Origin of the sequence: Streptomyces sp. NPDC059917 (assembly GCF_042730635.1) — a bacterium.
In the GTDB taxonomy this organism is placed as follows: domain Bacteria; phylum Actinomycetota; class Actinomycetes; order Streptomycetales; family Streptomycetaceae; genus Streptomyces.
Map to the genome: position 1 here is coordinate 1 of NZ_JBHWLC010000018.1, position 18,613 is coordinate 18,613.

Annotated in this window: 18 protein-coding genes; 16 read left to right on the forward strand and 2 right to left on the reverse strand. The window is 72.7% G+C overall.

Features of this window, described 5'->3' with window-relative positions; genetic code table 11:
* Window positions 1-46: 46 nt before the first annotated feature.
* Window positions 47-520, reverse strand: a complete 474-nt coding sequence (locus tag ACFWAR_RS13090) for a DUF1772 domain-containing protein (protein ID WP_385776248.1) — start codon at window positions 518-520, stop codon at window positions 47-49.
* 149 nt (window positions 521-669) lie between these two features.
* Between ACFWAR_RS13090 and ACFWAR_RS13095 the strand changes: the two genes are divergently transcribed.
* A complete protein-coding gene (locus ACFWAR_RS13095; protein WP_385776250.1) occupies window positions 670-1,917 on the forward strand; it encodes an FAD-dependent monooxygenase in 1,248 nt (415 codons plus the stop codon).
* A 55-nt stretch (window positions 1,918-1,972) separates the two neighbouring features.
* Here ACFWAR_RS13095 and ACFWAR_RS13100 read toward each other — a convergent pair whose 3' ends face one another.
* Window positions 1,973-2,551: a TetR/AcrR family transcriptional regulator gene (locus ACFWAR_RS13100; protein WP_385776252.1), complete on the reverse strand. Its 579-nt coding sequence runs from the start codon at window positions 2,549-2,551 to the stop codon at window positions 1,973-1,975.
* Between the two features lie 170 nt (window positions 2,552-2,721).
* On the opposite strand from ACFWAR_RS13100, the gene fabD reads away from it, so the two are divergent.
* From fabD to ACFWAR_RS13175, 15 genes are all read left to right on the forward strand, one after another.
* Window positions 2,722-3,693 carry an ACP S-malonyltransferase gene (gene fabD / locus ACFWAR_RS13105; protein WP_385776254.1) on the forward strand — a complete coding sequence of 324 codons (972 nt, stop codon included), beginning with the start codon at window positions 2,722-2,724 and terminating at the stop codon, window positions 3,691-3,693.
* Window positions 3,694-3,757: 64 nt separating this feature from the next.
* On the forward strand, window positions 3,758-4,180 hold the full coding sequence (locus ACFWAR_RS13110) for an acyl carrier protein (RefSeq protein ID WP_351051441.1): 423 nt from the start codon (window positions 3,758-3,760) through the stop codon (window positions 4,178-4,180).
* Window positions 4,181-4,306: 126 nt separating this feature from the next.
* Window positions 4,307-5,074 carry an SDR family NAD(P)-dependent oxidoreductase gene (locus ACFWAR_RS13115; RefSeq protein ID WP_385776257.1) on the forward strand — a complete coding sequence of 256 codons (768 nt, stop codon included), beginning with the start codon at window positions 4,307-4,309 and terminating at the stop codon, window positions 5,072-5,074.
* Between the two features lie 40 nt (window positions 5,075-5,114).
* Entirely contained in the window at window positions 5,115-5,567 is a 453-nt protein-coding gene (locus ACFWAR_RS13120) for a 3-hydroxylacyl-ACP dehydratase (RefSeq protein WP_385776259.1), read from the forward strand.
* 23 nt (window positions 5,568-5,590) lie between these two features.
* The gene (locus ACFWAR_RS13125) at window positions 5,591-6,859 is read left to right on the forward strand and encodes a beta-ketoacyl-[acyl-carrier-protein] synthase family protein (protein WP_385776261.1); all 1,269 of its coding nucleotides are present in this window, start codon (window positions 5,591-5,593) and stop codon (window positions 6,857-6,859) included.
* Complete coding sequence (locus tag ACFWAR_RS13130; RefSeq protein ID WP_385776263.1) at window positions 6,856-7,269, forward strand: 3-hydroxyacyl-ACP dehydratase FabZ family protein; 414 nt, start codon at window positions 6,856-6,858, stop codon at window positions 7,267-7,269. The genes ACFWAR_RS13125 and ACFWAR_RS13130 overlap by 4 nt, the downstream gene beginning before the upstream one ends.
* Window positions 7,266-8,555, forward strand: coding sequence for a beta-ketoacyl-[acyl-carrier-protein] synthase family protein (locus ACFWAR_RS13135; RefSeq protein WP_385776265.1), 1,290 nt, complete (start codon window positions 7,266-7,268; stop codon window positions 8,553-8,555). Before ACFWAR_RS13130 ends, ACFWAR_RS13135 begins: the two co-directional genes overlap by 4 nt.
* A gap of 26 nt (window positions 8,556-8,581) precedes the next feature.
* A complete protein-coding gene (locus ACFWAR_RS13140; RefSeq protein ID WP_385776268.1) occupies window positions 8,582-10,945 on the forward strand; it encodes a beta-ketoacyl synthase N-terminal-like domain-containing protein in 2,364 nt (787 codons plus the stop codon).
* Between the two features lie 2 nt (window positions 10,946-10,947).
* Entirely contained in the window at window positions 10,948-12,087 is a 1,140-nt protein-coding gene (locus tag ACFWAR_RS13145; RefSeq protein WP_385776270.1) for a 3-oxoacyl-ACP synthase III family protein, read from the forward strand.
* Window positions 12,088-12,122: 35 nt separating this feature from the next.
* Window positions 12,123-13,016, forward strand: coding sequence for an ester cyclase (locus ACFWAR_RS13150; protein WP_385776272.1), 894 nt, complete (start codon window positions 12,123-12,125; stop codon window positions 13,014-13,016).
* A 120-nt stretch (window positions 13,017-13,136) separates the two neighbouring features.
* Entirely contained in the window at window positions 13,137-14,129 is a 993-nt protein-coding gene (locus tag ACFWAR_RS13155) for an aldo/keto reductase (RefSeq protein ID WP_385776275.1), read from the forward strand.
* Window positions 14,130-14,167: 38 nt separating this feature from the next.
* Window positions 14,168-15,385, forward strand: coding sequence for a phytoene desaturase family protein (locus ACFWAR_RS13160; RefSeq protein ID WP_385776278.1), 1,218 nt, complete (start codon window positions 14,168-14,170; stop codon window positions 15,383-15,385).
* Between the two features lie 28 nt (window positions 15,386-15,413).
* Complete coding sequence (locus ACFWAR_RS13165) at window positions 15,414-16,070, forward strand: thermostable hemolysin (protein ID WP_385776280.1); 657 nt, start codon at window positions 15,414-15,416, stop codon at window positions 16,068-16,070.
* Window positions 16,060-17,670, forward strand: coding sequence for an AMP-binding protein (locus ACFWAR_RS13170; protein ID WP_385776282.1), 1,611 nt, complete (start codon window positions 16,060-16,062; stop codon window positions 17,668-17,670). Before ACFWAR_RS13165 ends, ACFWAR_RS13170 begins: the two co-directional genes overlap by 11 nt.
* Window positions 17,667-18,578 (forward strand): TauD/TfdA family dioxygenase, encoded by a 912-nt coding sequence (locus tag ACFWAR_RS13175; protein WP_385776284.1) that lies wholly within the window; start codon window positions 17,667-17,669, stop codon window positions 18,576-18,578. Before ACFWAR_RS13170 ends, ACFWAR_RS13175 begins: the two co-directional genes overlap by 4 nt.
* Window positions 18,579-18,613: the final 35 nt, after the last annotated feature.

Here is an 18,613-nt window from a genome sequence, read left to right on the forward strand (position 1 = left end):
GGGCCCACCGGCCGGTGGGCCCCCTTCGCCGTGCCGCCCGCGCGTCTCAGGTGGTGGAGAGGACCACGCACATCGCGCCGAGGGCCACCGCCTGGAGCAGCACCCGGACGTTGATCACGCTGTCCCAGGTGCGCTGGAGGCCCCGGGCGTCGGGGGCGACCTTGCACTCCAGGGCGGCGCTGGTCAGCGCCTTGTTCACCGGCACGCTGACCTTGTTGTAGATCGTCAGCCAGACCACCAGGGCCAGCGCCGAGACGCCCGCGGCGATGGACGGCACGGGCTTGCCCTCGAAGCCGGCCAGGCCGGCGGTGGCCACCGTGGAGACCAGGCCCGTGACGCCGGGGACGACCATCCGGGCGTCGCCGAAGCGATGGGTCTGGCCCATGACGCTGGTGAGGGTCGCGTCGTCGACGTGGGCGAGGGCCGGGCGCTGGACGAGTGCGCCGAAGACGTCGGTGCCGTAGACCACCGCGTTGGCCATGGTGGCGATCACGGCCAGCGTTTGCAGGAGGACTTCCATCACAACCACCTTTGTAGCGACGCTAGATGTTCTGCTGAGACTATCAAGTTCGACGCTTGGAATGCTAGCGTTGACAACTCCACTAGTCCGCCAGGGAGTTCACGACCGGTCCCGGACCGGTCCGGGCAGCCACGAGGAGAGCACACAAGATGGCCATAGGACATGCCCGTCGCATACTCATCGCCGGCGGAGGGATCGGTGGCCTCGCCGCGGCCCTCGCCCTCCAGCAGCGCGGTTTCGAACCCCTCGTCCTGGAGCGGGCCGAGGAACTGCGCGACGGCGGGGCCGGTCTGCACATCTGGACCAACGGCGTCCTCGCCCTGGACTACCTCGGCGTCGCCGAGGAGGTCCTGGAGATCGCCCCCGCCCAGGAGACCGCCCACTTCAGCACCTGGCGCGGCGAGGTGCTCGGCGCCTGGCCGGTGGGCGACTTCGTCGCCCGCTACGGCGCGCCCACCATCGCCGTCGAGCGCTCGGTCCTGCACGGCATCCTGCGCGACGCCCTCCAGGGGGACGTGGTGCGCACCGGCGCCCACGTGGTCGGCTTCGACCAGGACCGCGAGGGGGTCACCGTCCGCTTCGCCGACGGCACCACCGAGCGCGGTGACCTGCTGATCGGCGCCGACGGCATCCACGGGGCCGTCCGGGACGCCATGTTCGGCCCCGCCCGGAACCGCTACAGCGGCTACATCGCCTGGCGCGGCCGGGCCCAGATGAAGCACGCCGACATCCCCCCGGGCACCTTCAACGCCATGTTCGGGCCGGGCACCCGCTTCACCTACTACGACGTGGCCCCCGGGCTGGTCCACTGGATGAGCGTGGCGGGCGGCGCGCCCGGCGGGCGCGACCTGCCCGGCGTGCGGGACATGCTGCTGCGCCGCCACGCGGGCTGGGGCGGACCGGTCGCCGACATCCTCAAGGCCACTCCCGAGGAGTGGATCCTGCGCGGCGACGTCGAGGGCCGCAAGCCCGAACGCCAGTGGGGCCAGGGCCGGGTCACCCTCCTCGGGGACGCCGCGCACCCCATCACCTTTAACATCGGACAGGGCGCCTGCCAGGCCCTGGAGGACGCCCTCGTGCTCACCGAGCACCTCGCCGGAGCCGGCAGCGACCCGGTCTCGGCGCTGCGCCGCTACGAGAGCGAGCGCCAGCAGCGCACCGCGCCGCTGCAGAACATCGCCTGGCGGATCGGGCAGATGGGCTCCGTGAAGAACCCGCTGCTGATCAAGGCGCGGGAGGCGTTCATGCGCAAGAACTGGAACACGAAGGCCTTCGCCGCGGCCGAACAGGGCCAGGTCGCCTACGGATCCCGCTGGGCCGGACAGACCGGGCGCCACCGCGCCCCCGCCGCCGGGGACCGGACCCCCGCGGCCACCTCCGCGCCCGGCGCCGAGTAGGCCCGTACGCCGTACCCACGCAACGCCGAGCCCGGGTGGGCGGCCCCGCGCCGCGTCACCCGGGCAGCGCGCGCGCCGTCGCTCCCGGGGGTCCCTCCACCGGCAGTCGGGACCACAGCGGGTGGCCCGCCGGGAAGCCCGTGCACACCAGCACGTTGACCAGCATCCCGTACGCCATGAACGCGGTCGTGGCCCCCGGGTCGCCGCCCAGCTGCGCCTCGACCGTCTCCCACACCTCCATCCACTGCGCGCGCACCGCCTCGCCGAAGGCCGGGTCGCCCGCGGCCTCCGCGGCCGCGACCGCGACGTACACCTGCATCTGGAGCCGCAGGCGGTCCGGCTCCTTGACGATGACCCGGGTGTAGGCGTTCGACATCGCGCGCAGCGCCTCCTCGCCCGTCAGCCCGCGCGCCGCCTCGGCGAACAGCGCCGCGATGTCGCCGAGGCAGCGGCTCGTCGCCGCCAGGAAGATCGCCCGCTTGCCGGGGAAGAGCCGGAACAGGTACGGCTGGGACACCCCCGCGCGCCGGGCGATGCTCTCGGTCGACGTGCCGTCGTAGCCGCCCCGCGCGAATTCCCGCATCGCCGCCCGGACGACGCTCGTACGCCGTTCCTGTGCGCTCATCCTCACCATGTCGGCCAGTTTGTGGCGGTCCGCATTCCCCGTCAATGGCGGCCCTTCGGGGCCAGTCGAGGTCAATTCGAGGAATGCGCCAGATCGGAGTGCCAGATTCGCAGAGTCGAAAACCGGTCGCCGACGGCTCGATGACCTATCGGCCACAAGTCAGTGAGGTAGGAACGGGGATGATCGACAACCTATTCACGATGTTTCCCGGCCAGGGCTCGCAGCGCGCGGGCATGGCGGGACATCTCCTTCGCGAACACCCCCGCACGGCCGGCCGCGTCCTGGCCCGGGCAGAGCGGGCAACGGGGCTCCCGCTGACCGAGCTGTGCACCACGGCCCCCGAGGAGGCCCTGGCGCCGACCGAGATCGCCCAGCCCGCCATCGTCGCCACCAGCCTCGCCGTGTACGAGGTGCTGCGCGCCGAGACCGGCTTCGTACCGGGCGCGGTGGCCGGGCACAGCCTGGGCGAGTACACCGCCCTGATCGCCGCCGGGGTGCTGGACGCGGACGACGCGCTGCGGCTGGTGCGGATCCGCGGCGAGCTGATGGCCGGGGTCTCGCGGAAGGTCTCCGGCGCGATGACCGCGCTCATGGGCCTGGACCCGGCCCGGATCGACGAGGTCTGTGCGGCGGCCGCCCCGCTCGGGGTGGTCGAGGTCGCCAACTACAACGAGGCGGGCCAGACGGTGATCTCCGGGCAGAGCGCGGCGGTCGCCGAGGCGGCCCGGCTCGCCCTGGAGGCCGGCGCGGAGCGCGCCGTGCAGCTCAAGGTCTCCGCCCCCTTCCACTGCTCGCTGATGAGCGCCATCGAGGACGAGTTCGCCGCCGCGCTGGAGGGGGTCGCCTTCCGCGCACCCCGGGTGCCCGTCATCAGCTCGGTGACCGCCACCGTCGTCCGCGACGGTGCGCACGCCCGTGACCTGCTGCGCCGTCAGCTGGCCGGTCCCGTGCGCTGGGTCGGCGTGCTGGAGGCGGCCGCCGCGCTCGGCGTCGGCGGCTACCTAGAGGCCGGTCCCGGCCGGGTGCTCAGCGGCTTCGCCGGCCGCGTCGCGCCCGACGCCCCCGTCCGCAGCACCAACGACGCGCGCCGCATCACCACCCTGCTGCGCGACCTGAGGCCGGAGCCCGCCACCACGGCGGCCGCTGCCTGACCTCCGGCCCGACCCCGCACGCCTTCCGTCCTGTTCTTGCCAACCCTCTGAAAGGCAGCCCACGGTGCCCGAAACCCTTGCCACCACTTCGACCGACTACCTCTCCGCGGTCCAGGCCGCCATCGCCGACGCGCTCGGCATCGACGAGGCCGAGGCCGTGCCCGAGGCGACCCTGCTCGGGCAGCTGGGCGCCGAATCGATCGACCTGCTCGACATCCTCTTCCGCGTGGAGCGCGCCACCAAGGTGAAGATCACCGTGGCCGACATCGCCAACCTGCTCCAGGGCGGCATCCCGGACGAGGAGTTCGGCGACGAGAACGAGGTCGTCAACGACACCGGCCTCACCCACCTGGAGAAGGTCCTGCCGCAGTTCAACCGCAGCCAGCTCAGCGAGCCGCTGACGGCCGAGGGCGTGCTGGGCCTGTTCACCGTCCAGAACCTGACCGACCTGCTGACCGAGCGCGCCCGCGCGGCGGCCGCCGCCTAGGTCCACGACCGGCAGGGGCTCCGGGCCGACGGTGCCCCGGAGCCCCTTGCCGCTCCCCGCTCCCCGCCGCTCCCTCCCCCTCCAGACACCAGGCGCCCGCCTCGCAGCAGAAACGGGAAGAGACAGATGAAGCTGAAGGACCGCACCGCCCTGGTCACCGGTGCCTCGCGCGGCATCGGCCGGGCCATCGCCCTGGCCCTGGCCGAACAGGGGGCGGCCGTCGCAGTCAACTACCGCTCGCGCCGGGAGGACGCCCTCGCGGTGGTCGAGGAGATCGAGGCGGCGGGCGGCCGGGCCGTGGCGATCGGCGCCGACGTCGCCGACCCCGAGGACGCGGCCCGGCTGGTCGCCGAGGCCATCGCTCAGCTGGGCGCCCTGGACATCCTGGTCAACAACGCCGGCATCAGCGACGACGGGCTGATCTACCAGTCCAAGCCCGACGCCTGGTGGAACGTCATGAAGGTCAACTTCGGCGGGGCCTACCACTGCACCCACGCCGTCAGCGAGCAGTTCATGACGGCGGGCAACGCCACCATCGTCAACATCTCCTCCGCCATGGGCGAGACCGGCTGGATCGGCCAGTCCAACTACTCGGCCTCCAAGGGCGCGCTGAACTCCTTCACCCGCGCCGCGGCCATCGAGTTCGCGCGCTTCGGCGTCCGCGTCAACGCGGTCCTGGCCGGCTTCACCCCGACCGAACTGGTGGGCGAGGTGATGGAGAAGGACGGCGGCAGGTCCATCAAGAAGCAGATCCCGCTGCGCCGCTTCGCCACCGTCGAGGAGGTCGCCGCGGCCGCCGTGTTCCTGGCGGGCCCCGACTCCGGCTACACCACCGGCGAACTGCTCTGCGTCGACGGCGGGTTCTCCGCCCAGCTCGGCATCGGCCGTCCGTGACGGACCGCGAGGATCGAAAGGACCGGAAGAAGAGACGACGATGCGATTCCATCTGATCGACAGGATCGATTCCTGGACTCCCCGCGAGCACATCACCGCTCGCAAGGTCACCTCCGTCGACGAGGACTACTGGCAGCACACCGGCGGCGGCCCCGCGATGCCCTTCGGGCTCGCCCTGGAAGCCCTGTGCCAGTCGGCCACCTGGCTGATCATGCTCAGCACCGACCACCGGCTGCGCGCGGCCCTCCTCGCCGTCGGCGACGCCACCGCGAGCCGCGCCGTACGGCCGGGCGAGGTGCTCCGCATGGAGGCCAGGATCGAATCGATGACCGACGAGGCCGCGATCCTCGACGGCACGGTCACCGTGGACGGCGAGACCGTCCTGGACGCGAGCGGCATCCTGTGCGCGCTCATCGACGCCGAGCGGCTCGACGACCCGGCGAACACGGCGCGCATGGCGCGGCAGCTACAGGGCGGAGGTCCGGTGGGATGAGCGGTACGAGCGACACCAGGCGCGTGGCCATCACGGGAATCGGGGCGGTCACCCCCCTCGGCAACGACGCCGGGACCACCTGGGAGGGACTGGCCACCGGGCGCAGCGGCGTCGGCGCGCTGACCACCTTCGACGCCACCGGGTTCCCCGTGCGCATCGCGGCCGAGGTCAAGGACTTCGACGCGGCCAAGGCGATTCCGGCGCACGTGGGCCGCAAGCACCTCTCGCGGGTCGGCCAGTTCGGCGTCGCCGCCGCCTGGGAGGCGGTCCGCGACGCGGGCATCGACCAGGTCTCCGAAGAGGTGTACGCCGCCGACGAGCGCGGGGTCGCCATGGGCGCCAGCGTCGGCCGCCCCGAACTCCAGGCCCTCCTCGACATCGGCCACCTGCGGGCCACCACCGGGCAGCAGGACGCCTTCATCTGCCAGCCCCCGGCGGTCACCCTGACCGACGACCAGAACGTCCCGCTGGCCGCCATGGCCCGGATGGTCGGCGGCACCGGCCCGATGATGGGCATCTCCACCGCCTGCGCCGGATCCGGGCACGCCATAGGGGAGGCGTACCGCGCCATCCAGGAGGGCGACGCCAAGATGATGGTGGCCGGCGGCTACGACTCGCTGACCACCTGGCTGGACCTGCTCGGCTTCAGCCTGCTGGGCGCGCTCACCGACCGCTACAACGACGACCCGACGCACGCCTCGCGGCCCTTCGCCGCGGACCGCTCCGGCTTCGTCATCGGCGAGGGCGCCGTCGCCGTGATCCTGGAGGACATGGACAGCGCCCGCGAGCGCGGCGCCACCGTCCTCGCGGAGGTCCTCGGCTACGGCTCCAGCCTCAACGCCTGGCGCATCACCGACTCCCCGCCCGACGGCTCCGGCGCCATCCAGGCCATGGAGGGCGCCCTCGCCGAATCGGGCCTGGGCACCGGAGGCATCGACTACGTCGTCGCGCACGGCACCAGCACCCACGGCAACGACCAGTCCGAGACGGTCGCCATCAAGAAGGTCTTCGGCGCCGACGCGCACAAGATCGTGGTCAGCGCCCCCAAGTCGATGTCGGGCCACCTGACCTCGGCCAGCCTGGGCCTGGGCGTCCTCGCCGCGATCAACGCGATGCGGCACTCCCTGGTCTCGCCCACCGTGAACCTGGACGAGGCCGACCGCGGCCTCGACCTGGACTACGTACCGCACACCGCGCGCCCGATGAAGGTCGACGCGGCCCTGATCAACGCCTTCGCCTTCGGCGGCAGCAACACCGCCATCGTCATCGGCGCCCCGCGGGAGGACGCGTGACCACCTCGCTCGCCACCCCCGTGGTCCCGGGCTTCGACCGGCTGGAGGAACTCGTGCCGGGGGAGCGGGGCGTGGGCATCCGCAACGTGCCGGCCACGCTGCCCGCCTTCGACCACCACTTCCCGCGCCACCCGATCCTGCCGGGCGTCCTGCTCCTGGAGTCCATGGCCACCCTCGCCAAGGCGGTGGCCGGCGACGGCGCCGACTGGCGCCTCGCGGGCGTGCGCGGGGTGCGCTTCAAGCACTTCGTCGGACCCGGCGACCAGGTCCAGATCACCGTCGAGGTGATCGGCCGCACCGAGAACGGCACCGATGTCAGGGCCACCGCCAAGGTCGAGGGCCGTGTGGTCGCCGCCGCTCGCGTCCTCACCCTCGTGAGCGCCGAGAAGCCCTGGGAGGGCACAGCATGAGCGACAACAGGCGGCGCGTGATGGTGACCGGCATCGGCCTGATGACCGGGATCGGCCAGGGCGCCGCACCGACCTGGGAGGCCCTGCTGGCGGGCCGCAGTGCGATCGGCCCGCTGCGCGCCTACGACCCGGCCCCGCTGAAGACCGGCATCGGCGCCGAGATCCCCGACTTCCAGCCCACCGAGTGGGCCAGCCGCCGCACCCTGCGGATGCTCTGCCGCGGTGACCAACTCGCGCTGGCGGGGGCCACCTTGGCGCTGCGCGACGCGGGACTCGACGGCGAGAAGGACCTCGGGCACCGGGCCGGCCTCTTCCTGGGCAGCAACAAGGAAATGCCGCGCATGGACGAGCTCATCGCCCAGCTCCAGGCCATCCGCGCCGAGGACGGCACCCCCGACCTCCACAAGCTCGGCCAGGACGCCTCCTCGGTGGTCGCGCCCCTCTTCTTCGTCGAGGGCCTCCAGCCCGCCGCCGGCTTCCACATCTCCGAGAAGTACGGGATCCGCGGCGCCAACGCCTACTTCGCCGGGACCGCCGACTCCGGCGCCATGGCGGTGGGCCGCGCGATGCGCACCGTGCGCCGCGGCGAGGCCGACATCGTGGTCGCGGGCGGCTACGACGACGCCACCGGCTGGTGGGCGATGTCCAAGATGGACGGCCTCGGCGTCCTGACCACCCGCCCCGAACTGGGCGACGCGGCCTTCCGCCCCTTCGACCGCGACCGCTCCGGCTCCGTCTTCGGCGAGGGCGCCGCCCTGCTCGTCCTGGAGGAGCGCGAACACGCGCTCGCCCGGGGCGCCCACTGCTACGCCGAGGTCACCGGCTTCGGCGCGGGCAACGACTGCGTACGACCGCCCAGCCCGCAGGCCCGGGCGCGCGGCCTGTCCCGGGCCATCGGCCGCGCCCTGACCGACGCGGGCGGCATCTTCCCCGACGGCAGCTACATCGCCGCGCACGGCTGCGCCACCGTCCAGGGCGACGCCAGCGAGACCATCGCCCTGCACGACGCGCTCGGCACCTCCGCCAAGGCGGCCCAGATCAGCAGCGTCAAACCGCAGACCGGACACCTGGTCGGCGGCGCCGGGGCACTGAACGCCGCCGTGGCCGCGCTGACCCTGGACTCCGGGATCGTCCCCGCGACCTTGAACCTGGACAACCCCGCCGCCGAGTGTGACCTGGACTACGTCCCGCTCACCCCGCGCGACACCCGGCCCGACAGCGCACTCGCCCTCGCCCGCGGCCTGGAAGGCCAGGCGGTGGCGGTCGCGCTGAGGCGGGTCTCATGACCGGCACACCCGAAAGGAGCGCGGACATGACCGACGACGTGTACGACCACACCACCCCGCCGGACGGCCCGGGCCGCACCCGCACCGTGGTGATCTGCGGCGTCGGCGCCGTGACCGCGCAGGGCGACGGCGCCGAGGCGCTGTGGGAGGGCATCCGCACCGGACACACGGCCATCGGCCCGGTCCGCGGCATGTCCATGGTGGGCTACGACACCGAGATCGGCGGCGAGGTCACCACCGACCGCCGCCCCGCCTACGACTACCTGGCCGCCTTCGGCGGGCAGGTCCGCGAACCCGCCGCCGACTTCGCGCTGCTCGCGGCCGAGGAGGCGATGGAGCAGGCGGGCCTGGGATCGCTGCCCGCCGACCGCTGGGGCGTCGCCTTCGGCTCCTGCAACGGCGGCCTGCGCAGCGCCGAACTGCTCGCCCGCAGAGCGGACGAGGGCGTCGCCCCCGAGGACGACGGCCGCCACTTCCTGCTGGTCCCGCCGCAGGCCATAGCCGAGGCGCTGAGCAGCGCCTTCGGCCTCAAGGGCCCCTCCCTGTCGGTGAACACGGCCTGCGCCTCCGGCGCGCACGCCATCGCCCACGCCACCGACGCGATCAGCGCGGGCCGCGCGGACGCCATGCTGGTCGGCGGCTCCGACGCCTTCACCGAGACCGCCTTCGCCGGTTTCACCAGCCTGCAGTCCCTGTCCACCAAGCCCGCCGCGCCCTACTCCCGGGACCGCGACGGCCTCTCGCTCGGCGAGGGCGCGGGGATGCTCGTACTCGCCGAGGAGTCCGTGGCGCGCGCCGCGGGCGCCCCGATCCTGGCCGAGGTGCTCGGCTACGGGCTCTCCGCCGACGGCTACCACGCCACCGCCCCGCACCCCAAGGGCGAGGGCGCCGCGCGCGCGATCCGCGGCGCGCTGACCTCCGCCGGCATCGCCCCCGAGGACGTCGCCTACGTCAACGGGCACGGCACCGGCACCCCCAAGAACGACTCCGCCGAGTCCAACGCGGTCCGCGCCGCCTTCGGCGAGGCCGCCGAGAAGACCGCGCTCAGCAGTTCCAAGTCGATGATCGGCCACCTCCTCGGCGCCGCGGGCGCGGTCGAGGCGATCGTCACCGTCAAGGCGCTGGTCGAACAGATTGCCCCGCCCACCGCCAACTTCACCGGCGTCGACCCCAAGTGCGGTCTGGACGCGGTGCCCGACCCCGGGCGCTCGCTGGCCATGAGCGCCGCGCTGTCCAACAACTTCGCCTTCGCCGGGGCCAACGCCTGCGTCGCCTTCGGTTGGCCCTCCGGGCACCGCTTCACCGTCCCGGCCCCGCCCGCCGCCGAGAAGATCGTGATCACCGGCTTCGCGGCGATCACCTCGGCCGGTGACGGCGCCGACGCGCTGTGGCGGGCCTGGAGCGAGGGCGTCCCGCTGGGCGTGGACGAGTCCGGACTGAGCGTCGCCCGCGCCGCCTTCGACCCGCACGCGCACATCGAACCCCGCGTCGCCCGCCGGATGGACCGGCTGGGCCAGCTCGCCGTGGCCTCCTGCAAGGGCGCCCTGGAGCACGCGGGCCTCACCGCCGACGAGCGCGTCGGCGTGGTCCTGGGCACGGGCCTCGGCCCGATGCGCAGCATCGAGGAGTTCCTGCTCCCGGTGCTGGGCGGCTGCCCCTCGCACGGCAGCCCGGCCGTCTTCCCCAACACGGTCTTCAACGCGGCCGCGGGCCAGGTCGCCATGAACGTCGGCGCCAAGGGCCCCACCTCCACCGTGACCACCGGGCACGCGGCCGGGGCCTCCGCCCTGACCGTCGCCCACGACCTGCTGCTCCAGCACCGGGCCGACGCGGTGCTGTGCCCCGCGGTCGAGGACCTCTCGCCGGGCGTCCTGGACGCCTACCGCAAGCTGCCGCTCTTCGCCGGATCCGGGTACACCCTGGCCGAGGCGGGCATCGCGCTGGTGCTGGAGCGGGAGTCCACGGCCCGGGCCCGGGGCGCGAAGGTGCTGGCCGAGTTCGCCGGACACGGCACCGCCTCCGACGCCCAGGGCATCGGCCGTTGGGACGACGGGGGCGAGGGCGTGGAGCGGGCCATGCGCGAGGCGCTGGCCCACGCCGGTGTGGAGCCCTCCGAGCTGGCCGGGATCTGGGCCAACGCGGCCGGTCTGGAGCGGGCCGACGTCCCCGAGGCCCTGGCCACCGGCCGCGTCGCCGCGGCCGACGGGCCGCCCGTGCACAGCCCCAAGCGGATCCTGGGCGAGCCGGTCGGCGCGGGTGCGCAACTGGCCGCGCTGCTCGCCGTCACCGGCTGGGACAACGGCCTGGCCGGTGGGCCGGTGCTCATCAACAGCTCCTCCCTCGGCGGCACCCACATCAGCCTCGTCCTGCGTCCCGCAACGGAGAACTGACCATGTCAGCCAGCAGCACGTCAGCGGGGACCGGGTCCGCCGGTCCGACCCGCCACGTATCGATCCTCGCCACCGGCGCCCACCTGCCCGGCGACCCCCTCGACAACGACGCCCTGGCCAAGGTCTGCGGGCCGCTGCCGGACGACGTCCTGGAGGGCATCCAGGTCGAGCGCCGCCACTGGCTGATCGACCCGGCCACCGGCGCCCACCGCACCTCGACCTCCGCGATGGCCACCGCGGCCGCCCGCCAGGCCCTGGAGCGGGCGGGCGTGGAGGCCGCCGAGGTCGACCTGATCGTGATGTCCACGGCCAGCCCCGACTACCTGCTGCCGGTCGCCGCGACCTACGTCCAGGAGCAGCTCGGCCTGGCGGACTGCGCGGTCATCGAGGTCCGCGCGGGCTGCGTGGGCGCCGTACAGGCCCTGGACGTCGCCCGCCGCCTGCTCGCCGACGGCACCTACGGGACCGCGCTGGTCATCGGCTCGGAGGCGGTCTCCCCGCTGCTCGCGCCGATCTTCCTCGACAAGGACCCGTACAAGGTCCGCATGCGCGACCGGCTCACCGTCTACACCTTCGGCGACGGCGCCGGCGCGCTGGTGCTCAAGGCCGGAGAGGAGGGCTCCGCCCACGCGGGCAGCCGCCAGGTCTTCGCCACGCGGTCCATGGGCGGGGCGCGCAAGCCCGGCATGCTGATCACCGGCGGCGGGACCGACGCACCGCTGCACGAACAGCAGCGGCGCAAGCGGCTGATGGACATCAGCCTGGACATCCCCGGCACCGCGAAGTTCGGGCCGCGGGTCTTCGTCGAGGGCATCCACGACATGCTGCGCCGCTCCGGGCTCGCGCTCGCCGACCTCGACCACTGCGTGCTGCCCGAGGGCAACGCCGAGTACTTCGCCAGCGAGTACGGCACCGCCGGGCTCTCCGCCGAGGACCAGGCGACCTTGAGCAAGAACATCGTGGAGAACCTGACCGACGTCGGCGCCACCGGTTCGGCCGCGGTGCCGCTCGCCCTGGACGCGGGCTGGGTGGACGGGCGGATCACGCCCGGGGACACCGTCCTGCTGCTCGCGATCGAGGCCAGCCGCTACCTGTACGCGGGGCTCACCCTGACCTGGGACGCCCCGACCCCCGCCAAGTGACGACGTACGAGTGACGACGTAAGGACGGATGGAACGTGTCGATTCAAGAGACGGAGCGCGCCGAGGTGGGCATCGCAGTGAGCGTCGGAGAGAGCGTCGAGGAGCGCAACAAGAAGACCATCCGCTCGGTCTTCGACACCTTCGTCAACCGGGGCGACTTCTCCATCGTCGAGCGGATCTACAGCCCCGACATGATCGACCACCAGCCGCTGCCGGGCGCTCCGGAGGGGCTGGAGGGGGTCACGTACACCATCGCGGGTCTGCGCGAGGGCTTCCCTGACCTGCACGTCACCATCGAGGACATGAGCGCCGCCGGGGACCACGTGGTCATCCACAACACCTGGCGCGGCACGCACCTGGGCGAGTTCCTGGGCATGCCCGCCACCGGCCAGTTCATCGAGTTCACGGGCGTGGTGGTGTGGCGGCTGCTGGAGAACGGGCTGATCGCCGAGCGCTGGGGGATCGGCGTGGAGTCCAACATGCTGGAGGTGCTGGGCATGCGGCGCCTGGCCCCGTCCGCGCGCGGCGCCGCCAAGGCGGCGGCCCGGCGGACGGTGAAGCCGGCGACCGTGGTGCTGGAGCTGCCCGCGGGGCGGGCGGAGCGCTGGCAGGAGGTCCAGGCGCAGCTGTCCGGCGAGCGCCTGCGCGAGTACGAGGCCTCGCGTCGGCGGGCGGGCATCCTGCAGGAGTCCTTCGCCGTGCAGGAACTGGGCGGGCGGTCCGTGGTGGTGCTCCAGCTGGAGGCGCGCGATCCGGCCGGGGCGGCGAAGCGGCTGCGGGAGTCGGGCAACGCCTTCGACGTGTGGCTGCGCGGCGCGGCGGGCGAGGTCTTCGGGGCCGATCCGTACGCGGCGCTGGCCGAGGGCGGGGCCGCCGAGCAGGGGCACGGCTGGTCGTCGGTCGGCGCCGAACTGGTGGCCAACGGCTGATTGCCTGACGTTTCGTCAGGTCTGCTGTCTAGCTTAGGTATTGACTCTTTCATTGCTAGCTCTTTGGGTTATCACTGCTAGAGTTTCTAGGGACGAAAACTACCCGGGAAGGCGTGGACGATGCGGCAACGAAAGCTCGGCAGCCAGGGGCTGGCGGTCTCCGAGCAGGGGCTCGGATGCATGGGCATGACCTTCGCCTACGGCCCCGCCGACGACCAGGAAGCCCTGCGCACGGCGCACCGGGCCCTCGAACTCGGCGTCAACCTCCTCGACACCGCGGACTTCTACGGACCGCACTCCAACGAGGAGTTCGTCGCCCGCGTCATCGCCGGGCGCCGGGACGAGGTCGTCGTCTCCTCCAAGGTCGGCAACGAGGTCAGCCCCGACGGGCAGATCACCGGCAAGCTCAACGGCCGCCCCGAATACATCCGTTCCACCGTCGAAGGCAGCCTGCGCCGGCTCGGCACCGACCGCCTCGACCTCTACTACCTGCACCGCGTCGACCCCGCCGTACCCGTCGAGGAGAGCTTCGGCGCCCTCGCCGACCTGGTCGCCGCCGGAAAGGTCGGCTACCTCGGCATCTCCGAGGCCTCCGCCGCCACCATCCGCCGCGCCCACGCGGTCCACCCGCTGAGCGCCGTACAGACCGAGTACTCGCTCGCCACCCGCGACGTCGAGGCCAACGGGGTCCTCGACACCGTCCGCGAACTCGGCATCGGCTTCGTCGGCTACAGCCCGCTCGGCCGCGGCCTGCTCACCGGAGCCATCCGCAACCTCGACGGCCTGGCCGAGCACGACTTCCGCCGGATCGCGCCGCGCTTCCAGAAGGAGAACCTCGACGCCAACCTGCACGTCGTCGAGCAACTGGAAGCCCTCGCCGCCGCCAAGGGCATCACCACCGGCCAGCTCGCGCTGGCCTGGGTGCTGGCCCAGGGCGAGGACGTCGTGGCCATCCCCGGCACCAAGCGGGTCACCTACCTGGAAGAGAACATCGCCGCGTCCGCCGTCGCACTCAGCGCGGACGACCTCGCGGCCCTCGACCGGATCGCCCCCCACGGCAGCCTGGTGGGAGATCGCTATCCCGCAGGCGCCATGGCCACGCTCGACGGCTGAGAAACGGCCCGCGAATCCCAAAGGTGAGTGCGATAACCATGGTGAACATCACGATCATCGGCGGCGGGCTCGCCGGTCTGACCGCGGCGATCTCCGCCGCCGAGCAGGGCGCCCGCGTCACCGTCCACGAGGCGCACGCCCACCTGGGCGGCCGCTCCCGCTCCGCCACCGGGCCCTACGTCACCAACGACGGCCCCCACACCTTCTTCGACAACGGCCCCTGCTGGAACTGGCTGCTCCAGCGCGGCCTCGCCGGCAACTACGTCCGCCTGTCCTTCCACGAGTGGACGCGGATGCGCTTCCGCCACCAGGGCAAGCTCCGCATGACCCTGCCCGGCGGCTACATGAAGATGACCTGGATGCACCGGGACATCGAGGTCCCCATCGACCGCTCCTTCCAGGACTGGGCCAGCGAGCGCTTCGAGCAGCAGACCGTCAACGAAGCCCTCGGCTTCCTCGGTCCGATCCTCTTCGACGGAGACCCCGGCCGGCTCTCCGCCGCCTTCGTCTGGGAGCGGCTGCTGCGCGTCGGCACCCCCCGCTTCCCGCTCCCGAGCCGCTACTTCATCGGCGGCTGGGGCACGGTCATCGACCGCATGGAACGCCGGGCCAAGGCCCACGGCGTCGTCATCGAGAAGAACTCCCGGATCACCGAACTGCCCACCGACGGGCCCGTCATCGTCGCCACCTCGCTCGCCGCCTCCCGCGGCCTGCTCGGCGACCCCACCCTCGACTGGCCCAGCGGCACCGCCGCCCTGCTCGACATGGCCGTCACCCACTCCAAGAAGGACGGCAACGTCTCCTTCGACATGGACGAGGGCGGCTTCACCTCGCAGTACTCCGACCACGACCCCTCGCTCGCGCCGAAGGGCCAGGCCCTCTTCCAGGGCCAGATGCCCATCCGCCCCGGCGAGTCGAAGGCCGAGGCCCTGGCCCGGCTCGAGAAGCTCTTCGACCTCACCACCCCCGGTTGGCGAGGCCGCATCCAGTGGCGCCGCGAGGGAGTCTCCCGCGGCCGCACCGGCGCCCTCGACCTGCCCGGTCTGAGCTGGCGCGACCGGCCCGCCGTCGACCGCGGCGACGGCGTCTACCTCATCGGCGACGCCGTCGCGGCCCCCGGCATCCTCGCCGAGACCTCCATCAACAGCGCCCTGCACGCGGCGGAACTCGCCGTCCAGGCCAAGCCGATCACGCGCCGCTCGCCCGGCGTCCAGGCGGTGAGCCGGTCCGTCCTCTCGGCCCACTCGACCCTGTAACCCGACCCTGTAAGGGGGCGCACCACACATGAGAATCACGCTGTCCGAGCGCGGTACCCCGGACTGGCTGGTCGCCAGGGAGATGGCCCGCGACGTGTTCGCCCGGCAGTACCGGGCGACCATCAACCCCGACCCCGACGGCTTCCTCGCCTTCTTCGAGGAGGACGAGAACGGTCAGGAGCAGGTCCTCGCCTGCGCGGGCCTCTCCTTCCCCGAGGACGAGCCGATCCTGCTGGAGCGCTACCTCGACGCCCCGATCGAAGAGGTCATCGCGTCCGAGGTCGGCTCCCCGGTCGGCCGCCACCAGGTCCTGCAGATCGGCAACATCGCCTCCGTCCGCGCCTCCGCGGGCGGCGAGATCATCAAGTCGATCCCGCTGGTCATGGCCTGCCTGGGGCGCCCGTACGCGGTGATGACGATGACCGGACGGCTCGCCGAGCTCATGCAGCGCCTCGGGTGCGTCTTCCACCCCCTCGCCGACGCCTCGCCCGACCGGCTGGAGCCGGAAGAGCTCGCCTCCTGGGGCTCGTACTACGACACCCGGCCCATGGTCGGCTACGCCAAGGCGGTCGACCAGAGCACCCTGCTGCTCGCCGCCATCGGCCGCTACTGCTTCGAATCCGTCGACATGCGGCTGCTCAGCAGCAACCGCCCGCAGCCGAAGGTGCTGTCCCGTGCCGCATGACCACCCGAGCGTCTCCCTCGCCGCGGGCCTGCTGGAGCGGGCCGACAGCGAAGCCGTCATGGTCCGCGTCCTGTCCGGCGACGGCGGTACGGGCGCCACCTGGAGCTACCGCGAGATCATCGGCGCGGCCCTCGTCCTCGCCGGGCAACTGGCGGACTGGGCCGCCGCCCACGGCCGCCCCGCCCGCGTCGGGCTGCTCGCCGAGAACTCCCCCGAGTGGGTCGTCGCCGACCTCGCCGCCCTCTTCGCCTCCGCCGTCGAGGTACCGGTGCCCACCGCCTTCGCCGCCGAACAGGCCGCCTCCCTGCTCGACACCGCCGACCTCTGCTACGTCGACGACGGCGGCACCCGCGCCCTGGCCCGCTGGGCCGCCGACAGCGGCCCCGGCGTGCTGCCCGACAGCTGCCCCGTCACCGCCCTCGACATCAAGGCACTGCTCGCCGAGACCCCGGCCGGGGGCCCGGCCCGCCCGCCGGTGCCCGCCGAGGACGCCATCGTCAAGGTCATCCACACCTCCGGCACCACCTCCGCCCCCAAGGGCGTCCAGATCCGCCGCCACGGCCTGGACGCGCTCCTGACCTCCCTGCGGGCCCGCACCGAACCCGCCGTCTTCGAGCGCTACCTCTCGATCGTGCCGCTGAGCCTGCTCATCGAACAGGTCGCCGGGCTCTACATGCCCTTCCTCGCCGGAGGTTCGGTCTCCTTCCTGCCGCCCGGCACCGCGCTGGTCGGCACCGCCGCCGACGCCGCGCCCCGGATGCTCAGCCTGCTGCGCCAGGCCCGGCCCACCGCGCTCGTCGTCCCGCCGACCGTCGCCGGACTCTTCCTCGCGCTCAGCGACCAGCAGCCCGACGAGAGCGTCCCCGAGCGGCGCCGCCGGATCTTCGGCCACGAGGGCTCCGTCTTCATCGCCTGTGGCGGCGCGCCCGTACCCGCGGAGATCCTCCAGCGCCTCGACGCCTACGGGGTCACCGTCCACGAGGGCTACGGGCTCAGCGAGAACTCCTCCGTCGTCTCCTGGAACTTCCCCGGCCAGGTCCGCTTCGGCACCGTCGGCCGCCCGCTCGACCACGTCGAGGCCGAACTCGCCGAGGACGGCGAGCTGTTGATCCGCAGCACCTCCCTCTTCGCCGGCTACTCCCGCGAAGACCCCTCCAGCGTCGTCGTCGACGCACGGGGCTGGCTGCACACCGGAGACCTCGCCGAGATCGACGAGGACGGCTACCTGCGCATCACCGGCCGCAAGAAGAGCATGGTGATCACCTCCAGCGGCCGCAACGTGTCCCCCGAATGGGTGGAAGCGCGCTACCGCGAACTCGGCTTCATCCGCGAGGCCGCCATCGTCGCCGACGGACTCGACCAGGTGCACGGCCTCTTCGTCATCGAGGCGGGCCTCGACCAGGACACCGCCCGCGAGCGCATCGACGCCTTCGGCAAGGAACGCCTCTCCGGCATCGAGCGCGCCGCCGTCGTCCACCTCATGTCCGAGGACGACCCCGAGTACGCCACCTGCTTCACCGTCACCGGACGCCCGCGCCGTGACGTCATCCGCACCCACGTGCTGCGCCACGACGAGGCACCGACCGAGGAGAAGGCATGAGCACCGCAGTGAAGACCACCCCCTACGGCACCGGCAGCGGCCTGCTGGTGGAACCCGTCGAGGGTGGCAGCCTCGCGGACGTCGACCCCAAGATCCTGCGCGACCTGCTCGCCGAGGCGGGATTCCTGCTCCTGCGCGGCTTCACCCCCTCCGACATGGACTCCTTCACCGCCCTGGTGCAGTCCACCTCCACCTCCACCACCCTCGACCCGGCCCGCGACTTCTACTCCGAGGTCGCACAGAAGGTCGACGCCGGATTCGCCGAGGTCGGCCTGCACACCGAGAACGGCAACAGCCCCTTCCGCGCCCACGTCGCCTGGTTCTTCTGCGAGAAGGCCGCCTCCTCCGGATCCCAGACCACCGTCTGCGACGGCTACCGCGTCTGGGACGCCCTCAGCGACGGGGCCCGCGAGGCCTTCGCCGCCCAGGACATCGTCTACAGCCGCTACGTCGGCGAGCAGCAGTGGCGCGCCATGGCCCACCACCTCCTCGGCAGGACCAAGCCCGCCGAGGACATCGCCGTGGAGGAACTCCTGGCGCTGGCCGGCCAGTTGCCCGGCACCGAGATCCAGGCCGAGGCGGACGGCGGCATCCGCTACGCTTTCCGCACCCCCGCCGCCGGGACCACGATCTTCGGCGAGCGGCGGTCCTTCGCCAACAGCATCCTCGGCCCCTCCTTCAACTACGAGAAGCCGACGATCACCTTCGCCGACGGGACCGAGCTGTCCGAGCGGCTGCTCGCCGAGGTCGAGACGGTGACCGCACGGATCACCGAGAACCTCGAATGGCGGGACGGCGACGCCGCCGTCATCGACAACACCCGGGTCATGCACGGCCGCCGCGCCATCACCGACCCGAACCGGACCATCTACAACGCCCTGAGCTACATCGAGGCCACCGCCGCCTGACCGGACTGCGCCGCTCCCGGCCGCGGGGCCGGGAG

Coding starts and splice junctions, on each gene's coding strand:
- ACFWAR_RS13090 (WP_385776248.1), bottom strand. CDS start 520: ATGGAAGTCCTCCTGCAAACGCTGGCCGTGATCGCCACCATGGCCAAC.
- ACFWAR_RS13095 (WP_385776250.1), top strand. CDS start 670: ATGGCCATAGGACATGCCCGTCGCATACTCATCGCCGGCGGAGGGATC.
- ACFWAR_RS13100 (WP_385776252.1), bottom strand. CDS start 2,551: ATGGTGAGGATGAGCGCACAGGAACGGCGTACGAGCGTCGTCCGGGCG.
- fabD (WP_385776254.1), top strand. CDS start 2,722: ATGATCGACAACCTATTCACGATGTTTCCCGGCCAGGGCTCGCAGCGC.
- ACFWAR_RS13115 (WP_385776257.1), top strand. CDS start 4,307: ATGAAGCTGAAGGACCGCACCGCCCTGGTCACCGGTGCCTCGCGCGGC.
- ACFWAR_RS13120 (WP_385776259.1), top strand. CDS start 5,115: ATGCGATTCCATCTGATCGACAGGATCGATTCCTGGACTCCCCGCGAG.
- ACFWAR_RS13135 (WP_385776265.1), top strand. CDS start 7,266: ATGAGCGACAACAGGCGGCGCGTGATGGTGACCGGCATCGGCCTGATG.
- ACFWAR_RS13140 (WP_385776268.1), top strand. CDS start 8,582: ATGACCGACGACGTGTACGACCACACCACCCCGCCGGACGGCCCGGGC.
- ACFWAR_RS13145 (WP_385776270.1), top strand. CDS start 10,948: ATGTCAGCCAGCAGCACGTCAGCGGGGACCGGGTCCGCCGGTCCGACC.
- ACFWAR_RS13155 (WP_385776275.1), top strand. CDS start 13,137: ATGCGGCAACGAAAGCTCGGCAGCCAGGGGCTGGCGGTCTCCGAGCAG.
- ACFWAR_RS13160 (WP_385776278.1), top strand. CDS start 14,168: ATGGTGAACATCACGATCATCGGCGGCGGGCTCGCCGGTCTGACCGCG.
- ACFWAR_RS13165 (WP_385776280.1), top strand. CDS start 15,414: ATGAGAATCACGCTGTCCGAGCGCGGTACCCCGGACTGGCTGGTCGCC.
- ACFWAR_RS13175 (WP_385776284.1), top strand. CDS start 17,667: ATGAGCACCGCAGTGAAGACCACCCCCTACGGCACCGGCAGCGGCCTG.